The organism is Bacillus yunxiaonensis, from assembly GCF_037104695.1.
Lineage (GTDB): Bacteria > Bacillota > Bacilli > Bacillales > Bacillaceae_G > Bacillus_A > Bacillus_A yunxiaonensis.
In genome coordinates, this window is record NZ_JBAWSV010000002.1 from 284,148 (window position 1) to 302,366 (window position 18,219).

Genomic DNA, 18,219 nt, shown 5'->3' on the forward strand with positions numbered 1-18,219 from the left:
CCCTACTTTACGCAGTTTTTTTCTTCTCCCATAAGATTGCACCAATTAAAATAAGAACTGCTAACACAACAATTGTACCACCTGGAGCGAGGTTTAGCTGATAAGAAGCTAACATACCTCCGACTACCGAAATTTCCCCAAATACAATAGAGTAGAAAATCGTTTGTTTAAATCCTTTTGCGATACGGATACTCGCTGCAACTGGTAATGTCATTAGCGATGAAACAAGAAGAATACCGACAACACGCATTGAAACCGCAATCACAAGTGCAACTAAAATAACAAAAATAAAGTGAATCCATTTTGCACGCAAACCTGTTGCTACAGCATATTCTTCATCAAAAGATAATAAGAACAGTTCTTTGTATAATAAAATGATGACAACAAGCACAACTATAGCAACCAATCCAATAATAAGTAAATCACTGCTTGTTACTGCACTCACACTACCAAACAAATAACTAAATAAATCTGTATTAAATCCATTTGCTAGCGAAATGAACACAACACCAATTCCAATACCAGCTGATAAAATAATTGGAACTGCTAACTCTTGATAATGTTTATATACCGCTCTTAATTTTTCAATGAGTAAAGCACCGCCAATAGAAAATACCATTCCCATATATAATGGATTTAAAAAACCACCGGTAAATACTGTTTTTTCTAGTAATAAGCTCGCTGCAATACCTGATAACGTAACATGACTTAACGCATCAGCAATAAATGATAAACGACGAATTACAACAAAAACACCTAACAGCGGGGCAACAAGTCCAATTAAAATTCCAGCGTATAAAGAATTTCGTAAAAAGTCATATTGCAAAAAATCCTGTATCATCGTATCCCCCCGTGATGCTCGTGATCATGCTCTAAACGATGAACATGATGACCATATAATAACGACATTTCAGCATCTTCTAACTCTCGGAATGTCTCTACATTTCCATGGAAATGTAACTGCTGATTTAGGCATGCCACATGCGTCACTTTTTCTGTTACCGCGCCAATATCATGCGTCACAAGAATTAGTGTAATTCCTAATTTCTTATTTAAATGTGCAAGCATTTCATAAAAACTCTCAACATTTTTTACGTCTACCCCCACTGTTGGTTCATCTAAAATCAACAGCTCCGGATCGCTGACAAGTGCTCTTGCAATAAAGACGCGCTGCTGTTGCCCTCCAGAAAGCTCTCCAATGTTCCGATTTATAAAATCACTCATTCCAACATCGGCGATAGCCTGTCTTACTTTTTCTTTATCAGATTTGGATAAAAAGCGAAATAAACCCTTTTTAGAAACAAGTCCCATCGAAACAACTTCAAATACAGTCGCTGGAAAGCCAGAATTGAAGCTATTTGCCTTTTGTGAAACATATCCAATTTTATTCCAATTTTTAAATTTTTTACTATCAACACCAAACAACCGAATCGTCCCTTGTTTCGGTTTTAAAATACCTAATATACATTTCAATAATGTAGATTTCCCCGATCCATTTGGGCCTACTAAACCTAAAAAAGCTCCTTTAGGAACTTGTAATTGAATGTTCTCTAACACATTTCGCTCTTCGTAACGAAAGGTTAAATTCTCGATTTCTAATATATATTCCATCATATCTCACCTATTTTAATTCAGAATGATTCCGATTTATTTCCCTTTGAATTATATTATAGCTCATTACGAGTTGTAAACCAATCTGTCCTAAAATATACCTCTCATTTTAGACAACCCTTCTATTATAGCAAAAAGCAGAGAAAATCTCTCTGCTTTTAGTGAATTGCTGATTTAAATTTTGCACCTTTTGTTTCTTGTGTATTCATAATAGTAATAAAAGCATTTTCATCTACTTCATGAACAATTGATTTTAGTTTCGTTACCTCTAAACGAGTAATAACTGCATAGATGACTTCTTTTTCTTTATCTGTATAGCCACCTTTCCCAACTAACTTCGTTGTTCCGCGACCAAGTCGATGTAAAATTGCATTTGATACCTCTTCATAATAGTCTGACACAATAATAACTGCTTTTGTTTCATCTAGACCTTGAATAACTGTATCAATCGTTTTAAAGGCAATATAGTATGTCATGACAGAATACATTGCTTGTTCTACTCCAAACACAAATGCCGCCCAAGAAAAGACGAAAATATTCATAAACATCACAAATTCACCAACAGAGAACGGTAATTTTTTTGTTAGTAAAATACCTAGAATTTCCGCTCCGTCTAATGAACCACCATGCCTAATTACCAGTCCAACACCAACACCTAAAATTAATCCGCCAAAGACAGTCGCTAAAATCGGCTCTGTCGTAAAGGGCTGAATAGAATGTAATGTTGACTCAATGAAAGCTAAACATACAACTGCAAAAACAGAAGATAACATAAATGTTTTTCCGATTTGCTTATAACCTGAGTACATAAATGGTAAGTTGAGGATTACAACTAAAGTGGAAAAGCTTAGCCACCAAATATTTGGTGTAAGGTAATCTAATATGAGGGAAACACCGATAATACCACCATCAATAATTTTGTTTGGAATTAAAAATAATTCGAGTGCAACCGCTGCACAGCCAGCACCGATTACAATCATAACAAGACGATACACAAGATGAATTATACTTTCTCTTCTATGTTGTTTTTTTTCCATGCTACCTCCTCAAGTATCTTTATAGTTTTGTCCTTTTATTATAGCACACTCACCTTTTTTTGCTGAGAAAACTGCCTGCTTTGGAATATACACAAGCATATTCCACATATATTCGGATATGAGGACAAAACAAAGGAGGCAGCAACATGAACCTCATTCAGCAGTTTGTAAATAAAAAATTAAACAATATGACTTCTAAAGAATTATTAAAATATAGTACAGAATATGGAGTATCTATTACAAGTGAACAAGCAGATAAAATCGTCACATTAATTCAAGGAAAAAATATTAATATTTATGATGTCCAAGAAAGATTGCAACTCTTAAAACAAATTGCAAAGGTTACTTCTCCTGCTACTGCACAGCAAATCAATATTTTGTTCCAAAAATTACTAAAATAAAAAAGGGGATTTCCCCCTTTTTTATTGACCTTTAATTTTCTGAAGAATCTCTTCATCAAACATACCGTTTTTCAACATTTCAATTTCAAATTTATACGGTGGCTTTTTATCTTGTTTATCCTCACCTACATATGGTGTTTCAAGAATTTTCGGTACATGCTGTAATTGTGGATGATGTACAATGTGATGCAATGTTTTATAACCAATATGACCGAATCCGATATTCTCATGACGGTCTTTTCTAGCACCGCGCTCATTTTTACTATCATTAATGTGTAATACTTGCAAACGATCGATACCTACAATTTTATCAAACTCGTTTAAAACACCGTCAAAATCATTAACAATATCGTAACCAGCGTCATGTGTATGACACGTATCAAAGCAGACAGATAATTTCTCATTATGCGTTACACCATCAATGATTCTAGCAAGCTCTTCAAAGCTGCGCCCGCACTCTGTTCCTTTTCCAGCCATTGTTTCTAGCGCAATGTTCACCGTTTGATCAGCTGTTAACACTTCATTTAATCCTTCAATAATTTTTTGAATTCCTGCATCTGCACCTGCTCCAACATGTGCTCCAGGATGAAGCACAATTTGTTTCGCAACCCCTAACGCTGATGTTCTTTCGATTTCCATACTAAGAAAATCAACACCTAGTTGGAACGTTTCAGGTTTCGTTGTGTTGCCAATGTTAATAATATAAGGTGCATGAACAATAATTTCTTCAATCCCATGAAGTTCCATATGTTTACGTCCAGCTTCTATATTTAACTCTTCAATTGGTTTCCTTCTCGTATTTTGCGGTGCCCCTGTATAAACCATAAACGTTGTTGCACCATAGGATACAGCTTCCTCACTCGCTGCTAATAGCATTTTCTTTCCACTCATCGAAACGTGAGATCCAATTTTCAACATGTAATCACCTCTTATAAATACAATAGCTATAATGATAGCATAATTTGTAGAAATCTGACACTGTTAACTTCTCCACAAAAAAAAGATAAGGAAGGTCCTTATCTTTTCTTCTTGCTATATTTTTTCTTAATTTTATCGCGTTCCCATTCAAGCTTTTTCTTGTAGTTCGGTTTTACTTTTTTCGGTTTTTTCACAACTTTTTGCGCCATAGCATCTAATTTATCATTCGGTTTCTTACGACTTTGACGACGACGTCGAGGTCCTAATTCAATCCACTCACCTGCACGCAAATCAACGTGTTGGAATTCAATATGGCGTTGCTTCTCTAAAGTATCTAATGCTTCTTCATCAGCCGGATCATAAATTGTTGCTGCAATACCAGAGTACCCAGCACGTGCAGTTCGGCCAACACGGTGAATAAAGAAATCTAAATCGGACGGAATTTCATAGTTAATAACATGACTAATTCCCTCGATATCAATACCGCGTGCAGCTAAATCTGTAGCTACAATGTACTGGAATTCTAAATCACGAACTTGTTTCATCATTTTCTTACGATCACGAGGGGATAAATCACCGTGAATACGACCAACTTTTAAACCGCGCTCAGCTAAACCATCAGCTACTTCATCAGCCATTTTTTTTGTATTTGTAAACACGATCGCTAAATACGGCTGATATTGCAGTAACATATTTTTCACAAGCTCAACTTTATTACGGTGTCTTGATGGAATAAGATGATGTTCAAGGTTAACTGCTGCTACTTGCTTTGGATTAATATGAATATGCTCTGGGTTCTCCATATATTTCTTCATAAATGGTTTTAACTTTTGCGGAATTGTCGCTGAGAAAACAAGCATTTGTAAATTTTTCGGCATACGCGATGCAATTTTATCTACATCGTGAATAAAGCCCATATCAAGCATTAAATCTGCTTCATCGACAACAATAACAGAAGCCGTATGTACAAATAGCGCTTGCTCTTCCACTAAATCTTTAATACGACCAGGCGTTCCGACAACAACATGCGGTTGTTTCTTCAGCTTTTCAATCGAACGCTGTTTATCTGTCCCACCGATAAAACAACGCGCTGTAATCATTTTGTCTTCTTCACAAAACTTTGTCATCTTTACAATTTCTGCATAAATTTGCTGTGCTAATTCACGAGTTGGAGCTGTAATTACGAGCTGTACTTCCTCTCGGTTTGTATCAATACGATTTAACGTTGGAAGTAAATACGCGTGTGTTTTTCCAGAACCTGTTTGTGATTGCCCGATAATACTAATTCCCTTCTTCACAACTGGGAAAATTTTCTGTTGAATTTCTGTCGGTTCTGAAAAACGCAATTCACGAATTGCATCTATTAAAAATGGTTGAAAATCATACTGTGTAAATGTTTGCACTGACATACATTCCACCTTCTTCCTTATTTCTACTGCGTTCATTAATCAGTCAAGTTAACATTATATCGAAATCTACCAGTAAAATCTATCTTTAGTTTAGCTTTTCAGGGGAAAAACTAACCTTCTTACTGTCAATTGCATATTGTGGTGTATATTACCAAATTAAAGAAAGGAGGATTCCCTAATGCGTATGAAATCTCCTCCATATCAACAAATGTACGGTCAGCCTCCCTATCCTTATACAATGTATCCGTCATCAGGCATGCAACCATTACCAGGTATGCCACCATCACCAGGTATGCAACCCATGATGCCTAAAAAGAAAGGCTTTCTTGCAAAATTGTTTAAAAAAAACGACCCAGCTGCAGATTATATGCATATGATGCCCCCTTATAGACAAATGGAAACCTACTCAAATGTACCATATCAGCAAAACCGTCCATATATGCAACCGCAGCAGCAGCAGCAAAACAACCCATATATGCAACCGCAGCAGCAGCAAAAAATGATGCAACCTCAAATGATGGCACCAAATGAAACACGCGGAGCAGCTGGAGCTGCAGGAAGTGCACCTAGTGGGATTGGCAGCTTTTTCACTAACTTCATTTCAAACCCCACTGGAATGCTAAACAACGTTGAAAAAGTTGTCCAAATGGCCCAATCCGTTGCACCCGTCGTGCAGCAATACAGCCCGATTGTCCGCAGTATTCCTAACATAATGAAAATACTTACATCTGGAAAAAGTACTGAGGAAAAAGAAACAGAAGAAGTCGAAATAATAACTCCCACTTCACCTAAACAAATACCTATTACAAGCAAACCACTTACTTCTCAAATCATACTTGAAGATGATACAAACGTAGAAACCTTACAACCTACTACTCCTAAACCAAAGTTATATGTGTAACATTTCTTTGTCATCCGCTTCCTTCTCATTTATAATAAAAAGGATTAACTTTATCAAACAAATCCTTTTTTAAGGAGCGGATTAATTATATGAAAATTGTTAAAATTTCCCCTCGCGGCTATTGCTACGGTGTTGTAGACGCGATGGTCATTGCGCGCAATGCAGCGCTGGATAAAACTTTACCAAGACCAATTTATATTTTAGGTATGATTGTCCATAACAAACACGTAACAGATGCATTTGAAGAAGATGGCATTATTACACTTGACGGTCCAAGCCGCTTAGATATTCTAGAAAAAATTGAGTCTGGCACTGTTATTTTTACAGCTCACGGTGTATCTCCTGAAGTAAAACAACGTGCAAAAGAAAAAGGCCTAACAACAATTGATGCGACATGTCCTGACGTAACAAAAACACATGACTTAATTGAGGAAAAAAAAGCAGAAGGCTACCATATTATTTATATCGGCAAAAAAGGACATCCTGAGCCTGAAGGTGCAATTGGGATTGCCCCGGACATTGTCCATCTCATTGAAAAAGATGCAGACCTTGAAACACTTACCATTCCAACTGATAAAATTTTGGTCACAAACCAAACGACGATGAGTCAATGGGATGTTCAACATATTATGGAGAAAATCCAAGAAAAGTTTCCAACAGCAGAATTTCATAAAGAGATTTGCCTTGCTACGCAAGTGCGTCAAGAAGCGGTCGCAAAACAAGCAACTGCTGCTGATTTAACAATTGTTGTTGGTGATCCAAAAAGTAATAACTCTAACCGCCTTGCACAAGTATCTGAAGAAATTGCTAGCACAAAAGCATACCGCGTTGCCGATGTAAGTGAAATTCAATTAGAATGGCTACAAGGCATAGAAACAGTCGCTATTACAGCGGGGGCTTCTACACCAACACCTATCACAAAAGAGGTAATCGCATTTTTTGAACAGTACGATCCAACAAATCCTGCAACATGGGAGCGCAAGCGAAACGTACCACTACAAAAAATCTTACCGAAAGTAAAGGCAAAATAAAGTGAAACTCCCATCAATAGCGGGATAATATAAATAAAATCCGTTATCTTATAAGATAACGGATTTTATTTTAGTCCACGTTATACAAACGTAAATGGATCTGTATGTAATTCTGAAGCATGAATACGCGCAGTAAATTTTCTCTCATCTACTTTTGCTTGTAATTGTTTTTGTACACCTTTTTTCATCACTTTCTCTACGTTATGCCCCGGATCTACAATATTTAATCCAAGCATCATCGCATCATGCGCAACATGATAATACATATCTCCTGTCACATATACGTCTGCTCCTTTATACTTCGCTTGCTTTATGTACTTATTTCCATCCCCGCCAAGTACCGCTACTTTTTTCACAGTATCATGTAAGTTTCCAACAACGCGAGCTCCCTTCACTTCAAGGGATTCCTTCACATGCTCTGCAAACTGTTGTAATGTCATTTCTTGTGGTAAATACCCAATTTTCCCAAGCCCTAATGTTTCACCTTTGTTCTCTAGCGGATAAATATCATATGCCACTTCTTCATACGGATGTGCTTGCAGCATTGCTTTCATGATTTTACGCTGCAAGGAAGCAGGAATAACAGTTTCAATACGAACTTCTTCCACCTGTTCTAAATGCCCTGTCTTTCCGATATACGGATTTGTTCCTTCTTGCGGCAGAAATGTACCAGTACCCCCACTATTAAACGTACAATGACTATAATTCCCGATATGACCCGCTCCCGCATCACCAATCGCTTGACGTACTGCTTCTGCATGAGAAGAAGGAACAAATACAATTAACTTTTTCATTTCTTCTGCATAAGTGGGAACAAGCACTTCCGTTTCCTGCAATCCTAAAGCATCTGCAAGTAAATCATTCACACCACCTTTTGCAATATCCACATTTGTATGAGCAGCATAAACTGCAATATCGTGTTTTATACACATTTCAATAATCCGTCCATATGCTTGCTCTGTATGAATTACTTTTAATGGATTAAAGATAAGCGGGTGATGGGCAATAATTAAATTTGCCCCTTTTTCTATCGCCTCTTGTACAACTTCTTCCGTTACATCAAGTGCGATTAAAACACTATCTACCGTTTTATTCAATGCCCCAATTTGCAATCCAACCTTATCGCCTTCCATCGCTAAATGTTTTGGGTACATGCTTTCAAATAAAGAAATGATTTCATATCCATTCGGCGTTTTACTCATGATAAAACCTCCTCAATCATACGAATCTTCTCTAGCACTTCTGCACGCTTCACTTTTGTATCTTCTGTTTCTGTCGCACGTTCTAATTGCTTGTAAATATTTTTAAAGTTTGTACGTTCACTCTCCCATTTTTCTACAAACACTTCATTTTTCTCTTTCATTAAAAATGGTCCCATTAACAAAGCTTCTTCTTTTTTCTCACTGTACGGTGCAAGGGTGTTGCCCTGTTCCCCTACTAAAATTTCGTAAATCTTGCCGTCTTCTTTTATAATTTTTTCTTTTATTAATTCCCAACCATTTTCAATAAACCATTCGCGAATATGGTGCGCAGCAATGTTAGGCTGTAAAATTAAACGGGTTACACCGCTAAGCTTCTCTTTTCCATTCTCTAAAATATCACGAATTAACGCACCACCCATACCTGCAATTGTAATTACATCCACTTCACCTGGCGCGATTACTTCTAAGCCATTTCCTTTACGTACGTTCACTTTATCTTGCAATCCGCACTCTGCTACCGTAGCTTGGGCAGAACGGAACGGACCTTCTACAACCTCTCCCGCTACCGCCTGTGTGGCAATATTATGTAAAATCGTATAACAAGGTAAATAAGCATGATCCGAACCAATATCTGCAACAGTAGAACCCTTTGGAATTTCAAGCACCACTTCTTCTAATCGTTTTGAAAGCTTTACTTCATTCATTTGTTTCAATTGCTCCTTCTCTTTTCAGTCTGTCTCCATGATAAAGAATTTATAGTTGTTGTTGCAAGGGAATAAATTATTTTACTTACCTTACAAACCGTTTTTTTCGAATTCAACATTTTAGGCGATAAAGTGAAACTACCATATATCATAAAATAATTGTTTCATGTAGTCACCACATGTCTTTTTTGAGATTATCTTGATCCTCTTTATTTTAAAAAGAAGGTAAACAGAAAGCAAACATAATAAAGTGAAACTTTCATCAGTAGAGGATTTTCTTCATCCTCACTAATAGTTAATTGAATCACTCAGCAATCATCTCCCATCTATCTTCTTTAACTTCTCAAGATCTTGAAGCTGGAATCTTACTGCTCATTAAATCAAGACAAAAAAAAGACCCTTCGCTAAGACGCAAAGAGTTGCCATGTAACAATATATTATTTTTTCTTTGATAACCAATCTGCAACCTTTGACGCTTGATCCGCTGGAATAATACCTGATGGCATGTTTCCTCTTCCTTTTAAAATAACTTCTTGGATTTGATCTTTTGAAAGTCTGTCACCTACTTTTTGCAAATTAGGACCAACTGCTCCTTGCAACTGATCACCATGACAACTTGTACAACTTTGTTTTACAATATCTTCAGGTTTTGCTGCTGTCTGCGTCGTTTTTCCCCCGGGCTTCTTCGCCTCAGCTAGCTCCTTTGATTTATTCATACCTTGAAATGAAAATACAAACATCATAATAATTCCTAATACAGCAATAAGAGCAAATGGAATTAACGGATTACGCTTCATTTTTTCTTTTTCCCCCTCTATATCCCTTAATAGTTTGATGATTCAGTCATTTATATTGTACTTGAAAACATTCTACCAGAAAAGACCAAACTACAATAAGTTAAAAATATTCCATATATTCTATCAATTATTCCGCTACAAAATCACGTAAATTTTTGATAAATATCCACTTTTCTCATCATAAACAGTTATATTTTCCACATATTTTTGCTAGGAATACACGAAATTAATCGAAAAATCGAAAAATGACCATTTGCAAATCAAAAGACAATTCTGTAAAATAAATTACAAGAATTGTAATTGCTTTTGACAGCTACATTTTAACAAAAATTAACAAAAGAAAAAAGTTTACTTCATATTACTGAAGTAAACTTTAAGCAAATCTCTATTCTAAGAAATCTTTCAAACGTTTGCTACGGCTTGGGTGTCTTAATTTACGAAGCGCTTTTGCTTCAATTTGACGAATACGCTCTCTCGTAACGCCGAATACTTTTCCAACTTCTTCAAGCGTACGAGTTCGTCCATCGTCTAAACCGAAACGAAGACGAAGAACATTTTCTTCACGATCTGTTAATGTATCTAATACATCTTCTAATTGCTCTTTTAATAACTCATATGCTGCATGCTCTGCAGGAGATGTTGCTTCTTGGTCTTCAATAAAGTCACCTAAATGAGAGTCGTCCTCTTCACCAATTGGTGTTTCAAGAGATACTGGCTCTTGTGCAATTTTTAAGATTTCGCGTACTTTTTCAGGAGCTAGGTCCATCTCTTCACCGATTTCTTCAGGAGACGGCTCACGACCTAAATCTTGTAATAACTGACGTTGAACACGAATTAATTTATTAATTGTTTCAACCATATGAACTGGTATACGAATTGTTCTTGCTTGGTCCGCAATTGCACGTGTAATCGCTTGGCGAATCCACCATGTTGCATACGTACTAAATTTATACCCTTTGCGGTAATCAAACTTTTCAACTGCTTTAATTAGACCCATATTCCCTTCTTGAATTAAGTCTAAGAAAAGCATACCGCGGCCAACATAACGTTTTGCAATACTTACAACAAGACGTAAGTTTGCTTCTGCAAGGCGACGCTTCGCTTCTTCATCGCCTTCTTCAATACGTTTTGCAAGAGCAATTTCATCTTCAGCAGATAATAAGTCAACACGACCAATTTCTTTTAAGTACATGCGCACAGGATCATTAATTTTCACACCTGGCGGTACACTTAAATCATTTAAGTCAAACTCTTCTTCTGCTTTGGCTAATTGACGTGTGTTTGGATCTTCATCGCTGTCGCCAACTAAATCAATTCCTTGTTCACCTAAATATTCATAATATTCATCCATTTGTTCGGATTCAATATCAAATCCACTCATGCGTTCTGCAATCTCTTCATATGTAAGAACGCCACGTTTTTTTCCGAGCTCTGTGAGTTGCTCTTTCACTTGCTCAAGTGTTATATCAGTTTCAATTTGTTTAGAACGAGCTGGTTTATCAGCCATTTGTTCCCCTCCTTAGCGAGATACAAACAATGATTATAATAAGTTTTTATACAAAAAGCTATTTTCTTGCTTTTCGCTTTTGTAAATACTCTTGGAAAAAACGCGCTGCTGCTAAATGGTCTTCTTTTTCCATTTGCTTAAGCATAAAAATATTTTCCATTTTCTTTATCTTTTGCTTATGCCGACGTAAAGCATCTACGTTACCATGAAGCAATTCTTCTGAGAATTCGGGATTAATCATCTCATCTGTTGAAATATTAGTTACAATATTTTTTAACTTTTCATCAGAAAGCCAGCTTAAAAAGTTTCCGACTGACGGTTCATTTCCCTTTTCATAATATGCGTATAGCTCATATAAAATCCCTTTATGTTCTTCTGTATGAAAATCTTCTATATGAGGCTCGATACGAAAAGCGATATCTACACTTTGCAACATATGATAAATAAGCTCTCTTTCAGCTCTTTCAAAACCAGAAAATTTCGGCTTCGCATGAACAATTTGAGAAGGCTGCGAAATTGACTTTGTCTGTTTTTGCTGTACCTTTTGTTCTTTGCGATATTGGTGCAATTGCCCAAGTAGTGTTTCCATTGAGTAAGCAAATTCCTGTGACAATGCCTTCAAATACGATTCCGCCTGCATTGCATCTTGCAATGACGCTAACTCTTTTAAAACACTTTTCACATAAGCTTCTTTTCCAGATTCATCTTGTAAATTTTTCCCTAAACGAAGATAATTTATTTTAAATCCAACAAAACTTATACTTGCATGTACAAGTTTTTGAAACGGTGTTGTCCCGTATCGCTGCACATATTCGTCAGGGTCTAATTTATCTGGCATAGAGACAACCTTCACTTCACAACCGGTTTGCAATAACAATTGTCCTGCTTTCATCGTTGCTTCTTGTCCTGCTTTATCACCATCATAGCAAAGAACAACAGTTTCAACATTACGCCGCAGAAGCTTCGCCTGTTCCTCAGTTAAAGCAGTGCCCATTGTTGCAACAGATTCTTCAATTCCACTTTTCACAGCTGCTAAAACATCCGCATACCCCTCAAAGAGAAGAACTTGCCCTCGTTTTCGAATAAATGGCCTTGCTTGATGAAAATTATATAACAGCTTGCTTTTATGAAAAATAGGTGTTTCTGGGCTATTCAAATACTTAGGTGTATCATCTCCTAATGCCCGTCCACTAAAAGCAGCTACTTTTCCTTGCAATGTATGAATTGGAAACATAACTCGTCCACGAAAACGATCATGATAACTGCCATCCTTCTCGCTGCGAACAAGTAACCCAGCTTGTTCCATAACAGCCGTTGAGAATCCCCGCTTTTGCAAGATTTTCGCCGCTGCATCCCAAGCGGGAGTGGCATACCCAATTTCAAACTTTGCAATCATTTCTTTCGTAATACCTCGCTCTAGCAAATACGAAAGCGCTTGTTTGCCATCTTCTGTATTTACTAAGAGATGATGGTAATACTTTTTCAAAAGCTCATGAGCTTGCAACATAATCGTACTATCATCAGATATGTTTTGTTTTTGCTCTAGTTCTGATGTAAAGTTAGCAACAGGAATACCATTTCGCTCACCTAATTTTTGTACAGATTCCACAAAAGACAGTCCGTCTATTTTCATTAAGAAGGAAAAAACATTCCCTCCTTCTCCGCATCCGAAGCAATGAAAAATTTGCTTATCAGAGGAAACAGAAAACGACGGTGAGTTCTCGCCATGAAAAGGGCAAAGTCCAAAATAATTTCGACCTTGCTTTTTAAGCTGCACATATTCACCAATCACTTCAACAATATCAGACGATGTACGAATTTGTTCTACAACTTCCTCGGGAATTTTGTTCCCCATAACTCCATCTCCGTGTCGTATTTTGTATTCGATACAAACTAAAGAATTCCTTTATAATTCGACAATATTTTTTCTAAACTAGACAAAAAACATTGTCGATCACGCTTAGAAAATGTTTTTGGCCCTTTTGTAAAGGTTCCTTGTCTACGTAACTTCGCAGATACATATCGATTATATAAAATCGTATCCATATGCTCATCGGTTACAAATGTGCCGCGCGGAGATAATACGTACACTCCTTTTTTAACAAGAAGACCAGCAAGTCCCATATCTTGTGTGATAACGAGATTTCCTGCCTTTGCACGCTGATAGATGTAAAAAACCACCTCATCTTGTGCAGAATCTACATATACCCAATTTCCTTTTTGGCTTCCTGACTGATGGGCGTAGGATGCGATAAATCAAATGTCGACATGAAATTTTGTACAGACGTGCAAAATTTCTACCTTCACTGGACATGCATCTGCATCAACAAAAATTCCAGTGATGTTTTGCATATTTCTCTATTCTACATCCCTTCTGTGAATCCTTCCATAATGTGTGTTTTCTTGTTCAGATTTTTGTCGATTTTACGTAAAAGTATTTCCTTCACAAATCTTATCCCTAGTTTATTCTGAAAAATTAAAGTCTAAACGTAAAATGAATGTTTTTATCACAATTTTTTATTATAATATATTTTTCTAAACTTAGCTACACATCTGTTAAATTTTCATAATTGAGTGAAAAAAGCACATTCACCTTTGGTAAATGTGCTAAAACTTCTGTCGGTTTTGCACTGCATTCACAATAATATTTGCTGTTTCTTCAATCGCTTTATTGGATACATCAATAACAGGACAACCGATTTTACTCACTACACGTTCAAAGTGTTCAATCTCTTCTTTAATACGATTAATATTAGCGTAACTCGCTCCATCACTTAACCCAAGAGACTTTAAACGTTCTTTGCGAATATGATTTAATTTATCAGGTGTTATTTTTAAGCCAAAGCATTTTTCTTTCGGCACGCGATATAATTCTTCCGGCGGATCCACTTCAGGCACGAGAGGAACATTAGCTACTTTTAATCGCTTGTTATGTGCAAGATATTGTGAAAGTGGTGTTTTTGATGTACGAGACACTCCGATTAAAACGATATCAGCTTTTAAAAGACCACGTGCATCTCTACCATCGTCATATTTCACAGCAAATTCAATCGCTTCAATCTTTTTGAAATACTCTTCATCCAACTTTCGTACAACCCCTGGCTCATATCTTGGAATTTGCCCTGTTACCTCTTCAATTTGGTCGATAAGAGGACCGATAATATCATAAGCCTCTACACCCTCTTTTGCCGCTTCTTCCCGTAAATATTTTCGCATATCGGGCTTTACTAACGTAAAACAAATAAGCGCATCATTACTTTTGGCGATAGAAATAACTTCTTTTAATGTCCCTGTATCTTCTACGTACGGTACACGTCTAATGTCCGGCGCAAATGGAAATTGCCCCATAGCTGCTCGAACAACTAAATCAGCTGTTTCTCCAACCGAATCAGATACGACATATACGATTTTACTATTCATTGCATTACCTCACTTTAAACAAATTGCACTTACTCATGATTCACTAAATCAACGAATGCACGCGTAATATTAGTTTTTGTGATGCGACCGACAACTTCTAATCCTTGTTTCGTGTCCTTCACAACCGGAACAGCATCAATCTGCTTTTCTATTAAACCCATTGCGACATCATACAAGCTATCTTCCTTGCGACACATCGTAACATTCGGCATTCTTGTCATAATAATATTTACCGGTAATGACGTTAAATCCTGCTTTCCTAGACTTGCTCTTAGCAAATCTTTTCGAGAAACAACACCGACTAACAATGTATTTTGGTCAACGATAAATAAAGTACCGACATCTTCTAAAAACATTGCACAGATTGCATCATATACAGAAACGTTTTTATCAATTACAGCCGGCCTAGATTGATAATCTTGTACAATAATTTTTTTAACCGCCTCAGAAAGCAGTTGCCCACCTGTTTTTCCAGTATAAAAGTAACCAACACGCGGACGCGCTTCTAAATAACCCGCCATTGTTAAAATAGCTAAATCTGGCCTAAGCGTTGCTCTCGTTAAATTTAATTGCTCAGCAATCGCTTCTCCTGTAATTGGACCGTTATCTTTTACAATCTGGATGATATGTTCTTGGCGCTTATTTAGTTCTATGATAATCACCACCTTCATTACAACACGAAAAGAGTTATACTATCTCTTAAATATTATATACTAAATATGTCATTCGAAAAAGAAAGTATGTAAAAAGGACCTCATTTGGTCCCCTATATTTGAAATTTATCAAGCTGATCTAAAAAACGTCTTGATTTTAAATATATCCCGCAATATTCATCATAGTACATATTCAATACTGTGCGCATTTGTTTTTTTGTTTCGTCTTTAACAGATACATTTCCAAGACGCGCTAAATCAAAATGATAAAATAACCGCAGCAGCTTGTGAACAGCTTCTCCAATCACAACACGGTACGGGTCTTGCTCAGCGTGATGTTTACACAGAAAACCGCCTTCCCTAATAGAGAAGGCGACAAAATCTGTTGACTGGTGACAAATCGCACATGTATCAAAGTATGGATTAAGCCCGAAAACTGGCAACATTTTCGTTTGATAGATTAGTGCTAGAACTTCTGGGTCAACCCCTTCACCCATATAATGTAACGTTTGATATAACATTTCAAATAAATACGGATTATGTTTTTTCTCTTCTGTCGCTTTATCAGTCAGTTCAACAATAAATGACGCATAAGCAGTTAAAAATAAATCTTCACGGATTTCTCGCATAGAAGAAATAATCTCACCTTGCTGTAATGTCCCTAAACCGGAACCCATTTGAATGAGAAAATGACCGTGAGTTAATAATTGAGAAATGGATGCCAGTCTACTTTTAGGTTTTTTAGCTCCTCTGGCCATTGCACTAACTTTTCCTAATTCGCGGGAAAATATAGTTACAATTTTGTTTGTTTCTCCATAATCAATCGTTCGAATGACAATTCCCTCAATTTTTTGAAACATGTTCGTCACCATCCAAGGTTCGAACAAAATGGGTTAGGAAATTGGAGAATCTAGCTCTACTTGTATTTCTTCATGCTGCTGCATTTCATCTTCTACATTTTTTTCCATTTCCTTCAAAAGAAGATACGTTTCAATGCTTCCTGTTTTCGAGAAAACTTTCCAGGTAAAATCTAACATAAGAATCCACCTTTCTCAGTAAGCTTACATGTAATCCAATTTCTTGCTTTGTTATTAAAATGACCCATTTTGTTCATTTTCATGTGAGAAAATTTTTTCTAAATTATACAGTTTTTATCTCGCTATTCGCGGGCAGTAAAATCCCCAACACAATATTCAGAGAAAAGCGAAAAAATAGGTGGGGATAATTGCTAGCATGTGCCCGATTGGTTCAGCTAACCATTCGTGAGGAAAAACATCTGACGAATGGCAGTTTCACTTTATAGATATTCGTCTTCGCGGAAGCCAAGGTCACGTAACTGTGACATTTTGTTACGCCAATCTTTCTGCACTTTTACCCACAACTCTAAAAATACTCTTGAACCAAGAAGCGACTCAATATCAAAGCGCGCTCTTTTCCCAACTTCTTTTAACATCTTACCTTGTTTCCCAATCACAATTCCTTTTTGTGACGGACGTTCTACAATAATTGTTGCATTAACATAAATTGCTCCGCCTTCACGCTTTTGAATTGCATCAATAACAACCGCAACAGAATGCGGCACTTCCTCACGTGTTAAATGTAATACTTTTTCACGAATAAGTTCTGCAATAATAAAGCGCTCTGGATGATCTGTCACTTGATTTTCCGGATAATATTGTGGGCCTTCTGGTAAATATTTTTTAATCGCCCCAATTAACGCTTCCACATTATTTCCTTCTAATGCTGAAATAGGTACAATTTCAGCAAAATCATATAACGTACGGTATTTATCAATAAGCCCAAGCAGCTCCTCTGGATGAACTTGGTCAATTTTATTAATCACTAAAAATACTGGTCGCTTCGTTTCTTGTAATTTTTCAATGATAAACTCTTCACCGCGTCCAAAGCCTTCCTCTGCATTGACCATAAACAAAACAATATCTACTTCTTTTATTGTCGTTTGAGCCATTTTAACCATAAAATCGCCAAGTTTATGCTTTGGTTTATGTATACCTGGTGTATCAATAAATACGACTTGCGCATCATTTTCTGTATAAACACCTTGAATTTTATTACGTGTTGTTTGTGGTTTATCACTCATAATCGCAATTTTTTGACCGATAATTCGGTTTAAAAATGTTGATTTCCCAACGTTTGGTCTCCCAATAATAGAGACAAAACCTGATTTAAAACCTTCTCTATTCATGTAAATCCTCCGCTAAAAATGCTCCTGGTAACAATTCTCCTACTGTTGTTTCTTGAATGTCACCGCTTAAATTTGTTAAATATACTTTTGTATTTGACTCACACAATTCTACCATAACTTGACGACAGGCTCCACAAGGAGGCACTGGGCGTTTTGTATCTGCTACAACTGCAATTGCAGTAAATTCTGTACTTCCTTCCGAAATCGCTTTAAATAGCGCCGTTCTTTCCGCGCAGTTACACAAACCATATGATGCATTCTCAACATTGCAACCACGATATACTTTCCCGTCTTTCGTTAATAAGGCAGCACCGACTTGAAATTTAGAATACGGTACATATGCTTGTTTACGCGCTTCGATCGCTTCTTGAATTAATTCTTTGCTGTTCATCGTGTCTCGTCCTTTCCATTCACATTATGAA

Annotated in this window: 20 protein-coding genes; 3 read left to right on the plus strand and 17 right to left on the minus strand. The window is 36.6% G+C overall.

Annotated features, from left to right (window positions below; genetic code table 11):
- Positions 1 to 7: 7 nt before the first annotated feature.
- The 3 genes from WAX78_RS07560 to WAX78_RS07570 form a co-directional block, all read right to left on the minus strand.
- Positions 8 to 841: a metal ABC transporter permease gene (locus WAX78_RS07560; protein WP_336481680.1), complete on the minus strand. Its 834-nt coding sequence runs from the start codon at positions 839 to 841 to the stop codon at positions 8 to 10.
- Entirely contained in the window at positions 838 to 1,611 is a 774-nt protein-coding gene (locus tag WAX78_RS07565; protein ID WP_336481681.1) for a metal ABC transporter ATP-binding protein, read from the minus strand. Before WAX78_RS07565 ends, WAX78_RS07560 begins: the two co-directional genes overlap by 4 nt.
- Before the next feature lie 158 nt (positions 1,612 to 1,769).
- Positions 1,770 to 2,648, minus strand: a complete 879-nt coding sequence (locus WAX78_RS07570) for a YitT family protein (protein WP_336481682.1) — start codon at positions 2,646 to 2,648, stop codon at positions 1,770 to 1,772.
- Positions 2,649 to 2,794: 146 nt separating this feature from the next.
- On the opposite strand from WAX78_RS07570, the gene WAX78_RS07575 reads away from it, so the two are divergent.
- On the plus strand, positions 2,795 to 3,049 hold the full coding sequence (locus WAX78_RS07575; RefSeq protein WP_336481683.1) for a DUF2624 domain-containing protein: 255 nt from the start codon (positions 2,795 to 2,797) through the stop codon (positions 3,047 to 3,049).
- A gap of 21 nt (positions 3,050 to 3,070) precedes the next feature.
- On the opposite strand, the gene WAX78_RS07580 is transcribed toward WAX78_RS07575, so the two are convergent.
- Both WAX78_RS07580 and WAX78_RS07585 read right to left on the minus strand, forming a co-directional pair.
- Positions 3,071 to 3,967, minus strand: coding sequence for a deoxyribonuclease IV (locus WAX78_RS07580; RefSeq protein ID WP_336481684.1), 897 nt, complete (start codon positions 3,965 to 3,967; stop codon positions 3,071 to 3,073).
- A gap of 98 nt (positions 3,968 to 4,065) precedes the next feature.
- Positions 4,066 to 5,376, minus strand: a complete 1,311-nt coding sequence (locus tag WAX78_RS07585) for a DEAD/DEAH box helicase (RefSeq protein WP_336481685.1) — start codon at positions 5,374 to 5,376, stop codon at positions 4,066 to 4,068.
- A 178-nt stretch (positions 5,377 to 5,554) separates the two neighbouring features.
- Between WAX78_RS07585 and vrrA the strand changes: the two genes are divergently transcribed.
- A complete protein-coding gene (vrrA, locus tag WAX78_RS07590) occupies positions 5,555 to 6,277 on the plus strand; it encodes a VrrA/YqfQ family protein (protein ID WP_413789175.1) in 723 nt (240 codons plus the stop codon).
- Positions 6,278 to 6,366: 89 nt separating this feature from the next.
- Complete coding sequence (locus tag WAX78_RS07595; protein WP_336481686.1) at positions 6,367 to 7,308, plus strand: 4-hydroxy-3-methylbut-2-enyl diphosphate reductase; 942 nt, start codon at positions 6,367 to 6,369, stop codon at positions 7,306 to 7,308.
- Positions 7,309 to 7,388: 80 nt separating this feature from the next.
- Here WAX78_RS07595 and WAX78_RS07600 read toward each other — a convergent pair whose 3' ends face one another.
- The 12 genes from WAX78_RS07600 to WAX78_RS07655 form a co-directional block, all read right to left on the minus strand.
- Positions 7,389 to 8,510: a Nif3-like dinuclear metal center hexameric protein gene (locus WAX78_RS07600; RefSeq protein WP_336481687.1), complete on the minus strand. Its 1,122-nt coding sequence runs from the start codon at positions 8,508 to 8,510 to the stop codon at positions 7,389 to 7,391.
- Complete coding sequence (locus WAX78_RS07605; protein WP_336482010.1) at positions 8,507 to 9,214, minus strand: tRNA (adenine(22)-N(1))-methyltransferase; 708 nt, start codon at positions 9,212 to 9,214, stop codon at positions 8,507 to 8,509. The genes WAX78_RS07600 and WAX78_RS07605 overlap by 4 nt, the downstream gene beginning before the upstream one ends.
- Before the next feature lie 437 nt (positions 9,215 to 9,651).
- Positions 9,652 to 10,011, minus strand: a complete 360-nt coding sequence (gene cccA, locus WAX78_RS07610) for a cytochrome c550 (protein ID WP_336481688.1) — start codon at positions 10,009 to 10,011, stop codon at positions 9,652 to 9,654.
- A 385-nt stretch (positions 10,012 to 10,396) separates the two neighbouring features.
- Positions 10,397 to 11,518: an RNA polymerase sigma factor RpoD gene (gene rpoD / locus WAX78_RS07615; RefSeq protein WP_336481689.1), complete on the minus strand. Its 1,122-nt coding sequence runs from the start codon at positions 11,516 to 11,518 to the stop codon at positions 10,397 to 10,399.
- A gap of 58 nt (positions 11,519 to 11,576) precedes the next feature.
- Positions 11,577 to 13,373 (minus strand): DNA primase, encoded by a 1,797-nt coding sequence (dnaG, locus tag WAX78_RS07620; protein ID WP_336481690.1) that lies wholly within the window; start codon positions 13,371 to 13,373, stop codon positions 11,577 to 11,579.
- A 38-nt stretch (positions 13,374 to 13,411) separates the two neighbouring features.
- Positions 13,412 to 13,771 (minus strand): DUF188 domain-containing protein, encoded by a 360-nt coding sequence (locus WAX78_RS07625; RefSeq protein WP_336482011.1) that lies wholly within the window; start codon positions 13,769 to 13,771, stop codon positions 13,412 to 13,414.
- Positions 13,772 to 14,125: 354 nt separating this feature from the next.
- Positions 14,126 to 14,938, minus strand: coding sequence for a pyruvate, water dikinase regulatory protein (locus WAX78_RS07630; protein WP_336481691.1), 813 nt, complete (start codon positions 14,936 to 14,938; stop codon positions 14,126 to 14,128).
- Positions 14,939 to 14,967: 29 nt separating this feature from the next.
- On the minus strand, positions 14,968 to 15,600 hold the full coding sequence (locus WAX78_RS07635; protein WP_230574874.1) for a helix-turn-helix transcriptional regulator: 633 nt from the start codon (positions 15,598 to 15,600) through the stop codon (positions 14,968 to 14,970).
- Positions 15,601 to 15,704: 104 nt separating this feature from the next.
- On the minus strand, positions 15,705 to 16,451 hold the full coding sequence (gene recO / locus WAX78_RS07640) for a DNA repair protein RecO (RefSeq protein ID WP_336481692.1): 747 nt from the start codon (positions 16,449 to 16,451) through the stop codon (positions 15,705 to 15,707).
- Between the two features lie 33 nt (positions 16,452 to 16,484).
- Entirely contained in the window at positions 16,485 to 16,628 is a 144-nt protein-coding gene (locus WAX78_RS07645) for a YqzL family protein (RefSeq protein ID WP_090916686.1), read from the minus strand.
- A gap of 260 nt (positions 16,629 to 16,888) precedes the next feature.
- Positions 16,889 to 17,797, minus strand: coding sequence for a GTPase Era (gene era / locus WAX78_RS07650; RefSeq protein WP_336481693.1), 909 nt, complete (start codon positions 17,795 to 17,797; stop codon positions 16,889 to 16,891).
- Positions 17,790 to 18,188, minus strand: coding sequence for a cytidine deaminase (locus tag WAX78_RS07655; protein WP_336481694.1), 399 nt, complete (start codon positions 18,186 to 18,188; stop codon positions 17,790 to 17,792). Before WAX78_RS07655 ends, era begins: the two co-directional genes overlap by 8 nt.
- Positions 18,189 to 18,219: the final 31 nt, after the last annotated feature.

What these genes read in the sequence shown, in the direction of transcription:
- WAX78_RS07605 (WP_336482010.1), bottom strand. Translation starts at nt 9,214, where the DNA reads ATGAATGAAGTAAAGCTTTCAAAACGATTAGAAGAAGTGGTGCTTGAA.
- vrrA (WP_413789175.1), top strand. Translation starts at nt 5,555, where the DNA reads ATGCGTATGAAATCTCCTCCATATCAACAAATGTACGGTCAGCCTCCC.
- WAX78_RS07655 (WP_336481694.1), bottom strand. Translation starts at nt 18,188, where the DNA reads ATGAACAGCAAAGAATTAATTCAAGAAGCGATCGAAGCGCGTAAACAA.
- WAX78_RS07560 (WP_336481680.1), bottom strand. Translation starts at nt 841, where the DNA reads ATGATACAGGATTTTTTGCAATATGACTTTTTACGAAATTCTTTATAC.
- WAX78_RS07645 (WP_090916686.1), bottom strand. Translation starts at nt 16,628, where the DNA reads ATGTTAGATTTTACCTGGAAAGTTTTCTCGAAAACAGGAAGCATTGAA.
- era (WP_336481693.1), bottom strand. Translation starts at nt 17,797, where the DNA reads ATGAATAGAGAAGGTTTTAAATCAGGTTTTGTCTCTATTATTGGGAGA.
- dnaG (WP_336481690.1), bottom strand. Translation starts at nt 13,373, where the DNA reads ATGGGGAACAAAATTCCCGAGGAAGTTGTAGAACAAATTCGTACATCG.
- WAX78_RS07595 (WP_336481686.1), top strand. Translation starts at nt 6,367, where the DNA reads ATGAAAATTGTTAAAATTTCCCCTCGCGGCTATTGCTACGGTGTTGTA.
- rpoD (WP_336481689.1), bottom strand. Translation starts at nt 11,518, where the DNA reads ATGGCTGATAAACCAGCTCGTTCTAAACAAATTGAAACTGATATAACA.
- WAX78_RS07575 (WP_336481683.1), top strand. Translation starts at nt 2,795, where the DNA reads ATGAACCTCATTCAGCAGTTTGTAAATAAAAAATTAAACAATATGACT.
- WAX78_RS07570 (WP_336481682.1), bottom strand. Translation starts at nt 2,648, where the DNA reads ATGGAAAAAAAACAACATAGAAGAGAAAGTATAATTCATCTTGTGTAT.
- recO (WP_336481692.1), bottom strand. Translation starts at nt 16,451, where the DNA reads ATGTTTCAAAAAATTGAGGGAATTGTCATTCGAACGATTGATTATGGA.
- WAX78_RS07580 (WP_336481684.1), bottom strand. Translation starts at nt 3,967, where the DNA reads ATGTTGAAAATTGGATCTCACGTTTCGATGAGTGGAAAGAAAATGCTA.
- WAX78_RS07630 (WP_336481691.1), bottom strand. Translation starts at nt 14,938, where the DNA reads ATGAATAGTAAAATCGTATATGTCGTATCTGATTCGGTTGGAGAAACA.
- WAX78_RS07600 (WP_336481687.1), bottom strand. Translation starts at nt 8,510, where the DNA reads ATGAGTAAAACGCCGAATGGATATGAAATCATTTCTTTATTTGAAAGC.
- WAX78_RS07565 (WP_336481681.1), bottom strand. Translation starts at nt 1,611, where the DNA reads ATGGAATATATATTAGAAATCGAGAATTTAACCTTTCGTTACGAAGAG.
- WAX78_RS07585 (WP_336481685.1), bottom strand. Translation starts at nt 5,376, where the DNA reads ATGTCAGTGCAAACATTTACACAGTATGATTTTCAACCATTTTTAATA.
- cccA (WP_336481688.1), bottom strand. Translation starts at nt 10,011, where the DNA reads ATGAAGCGTAATCCGTTAATTCCATTTGCTCTTATTGCTGTATTAGGA.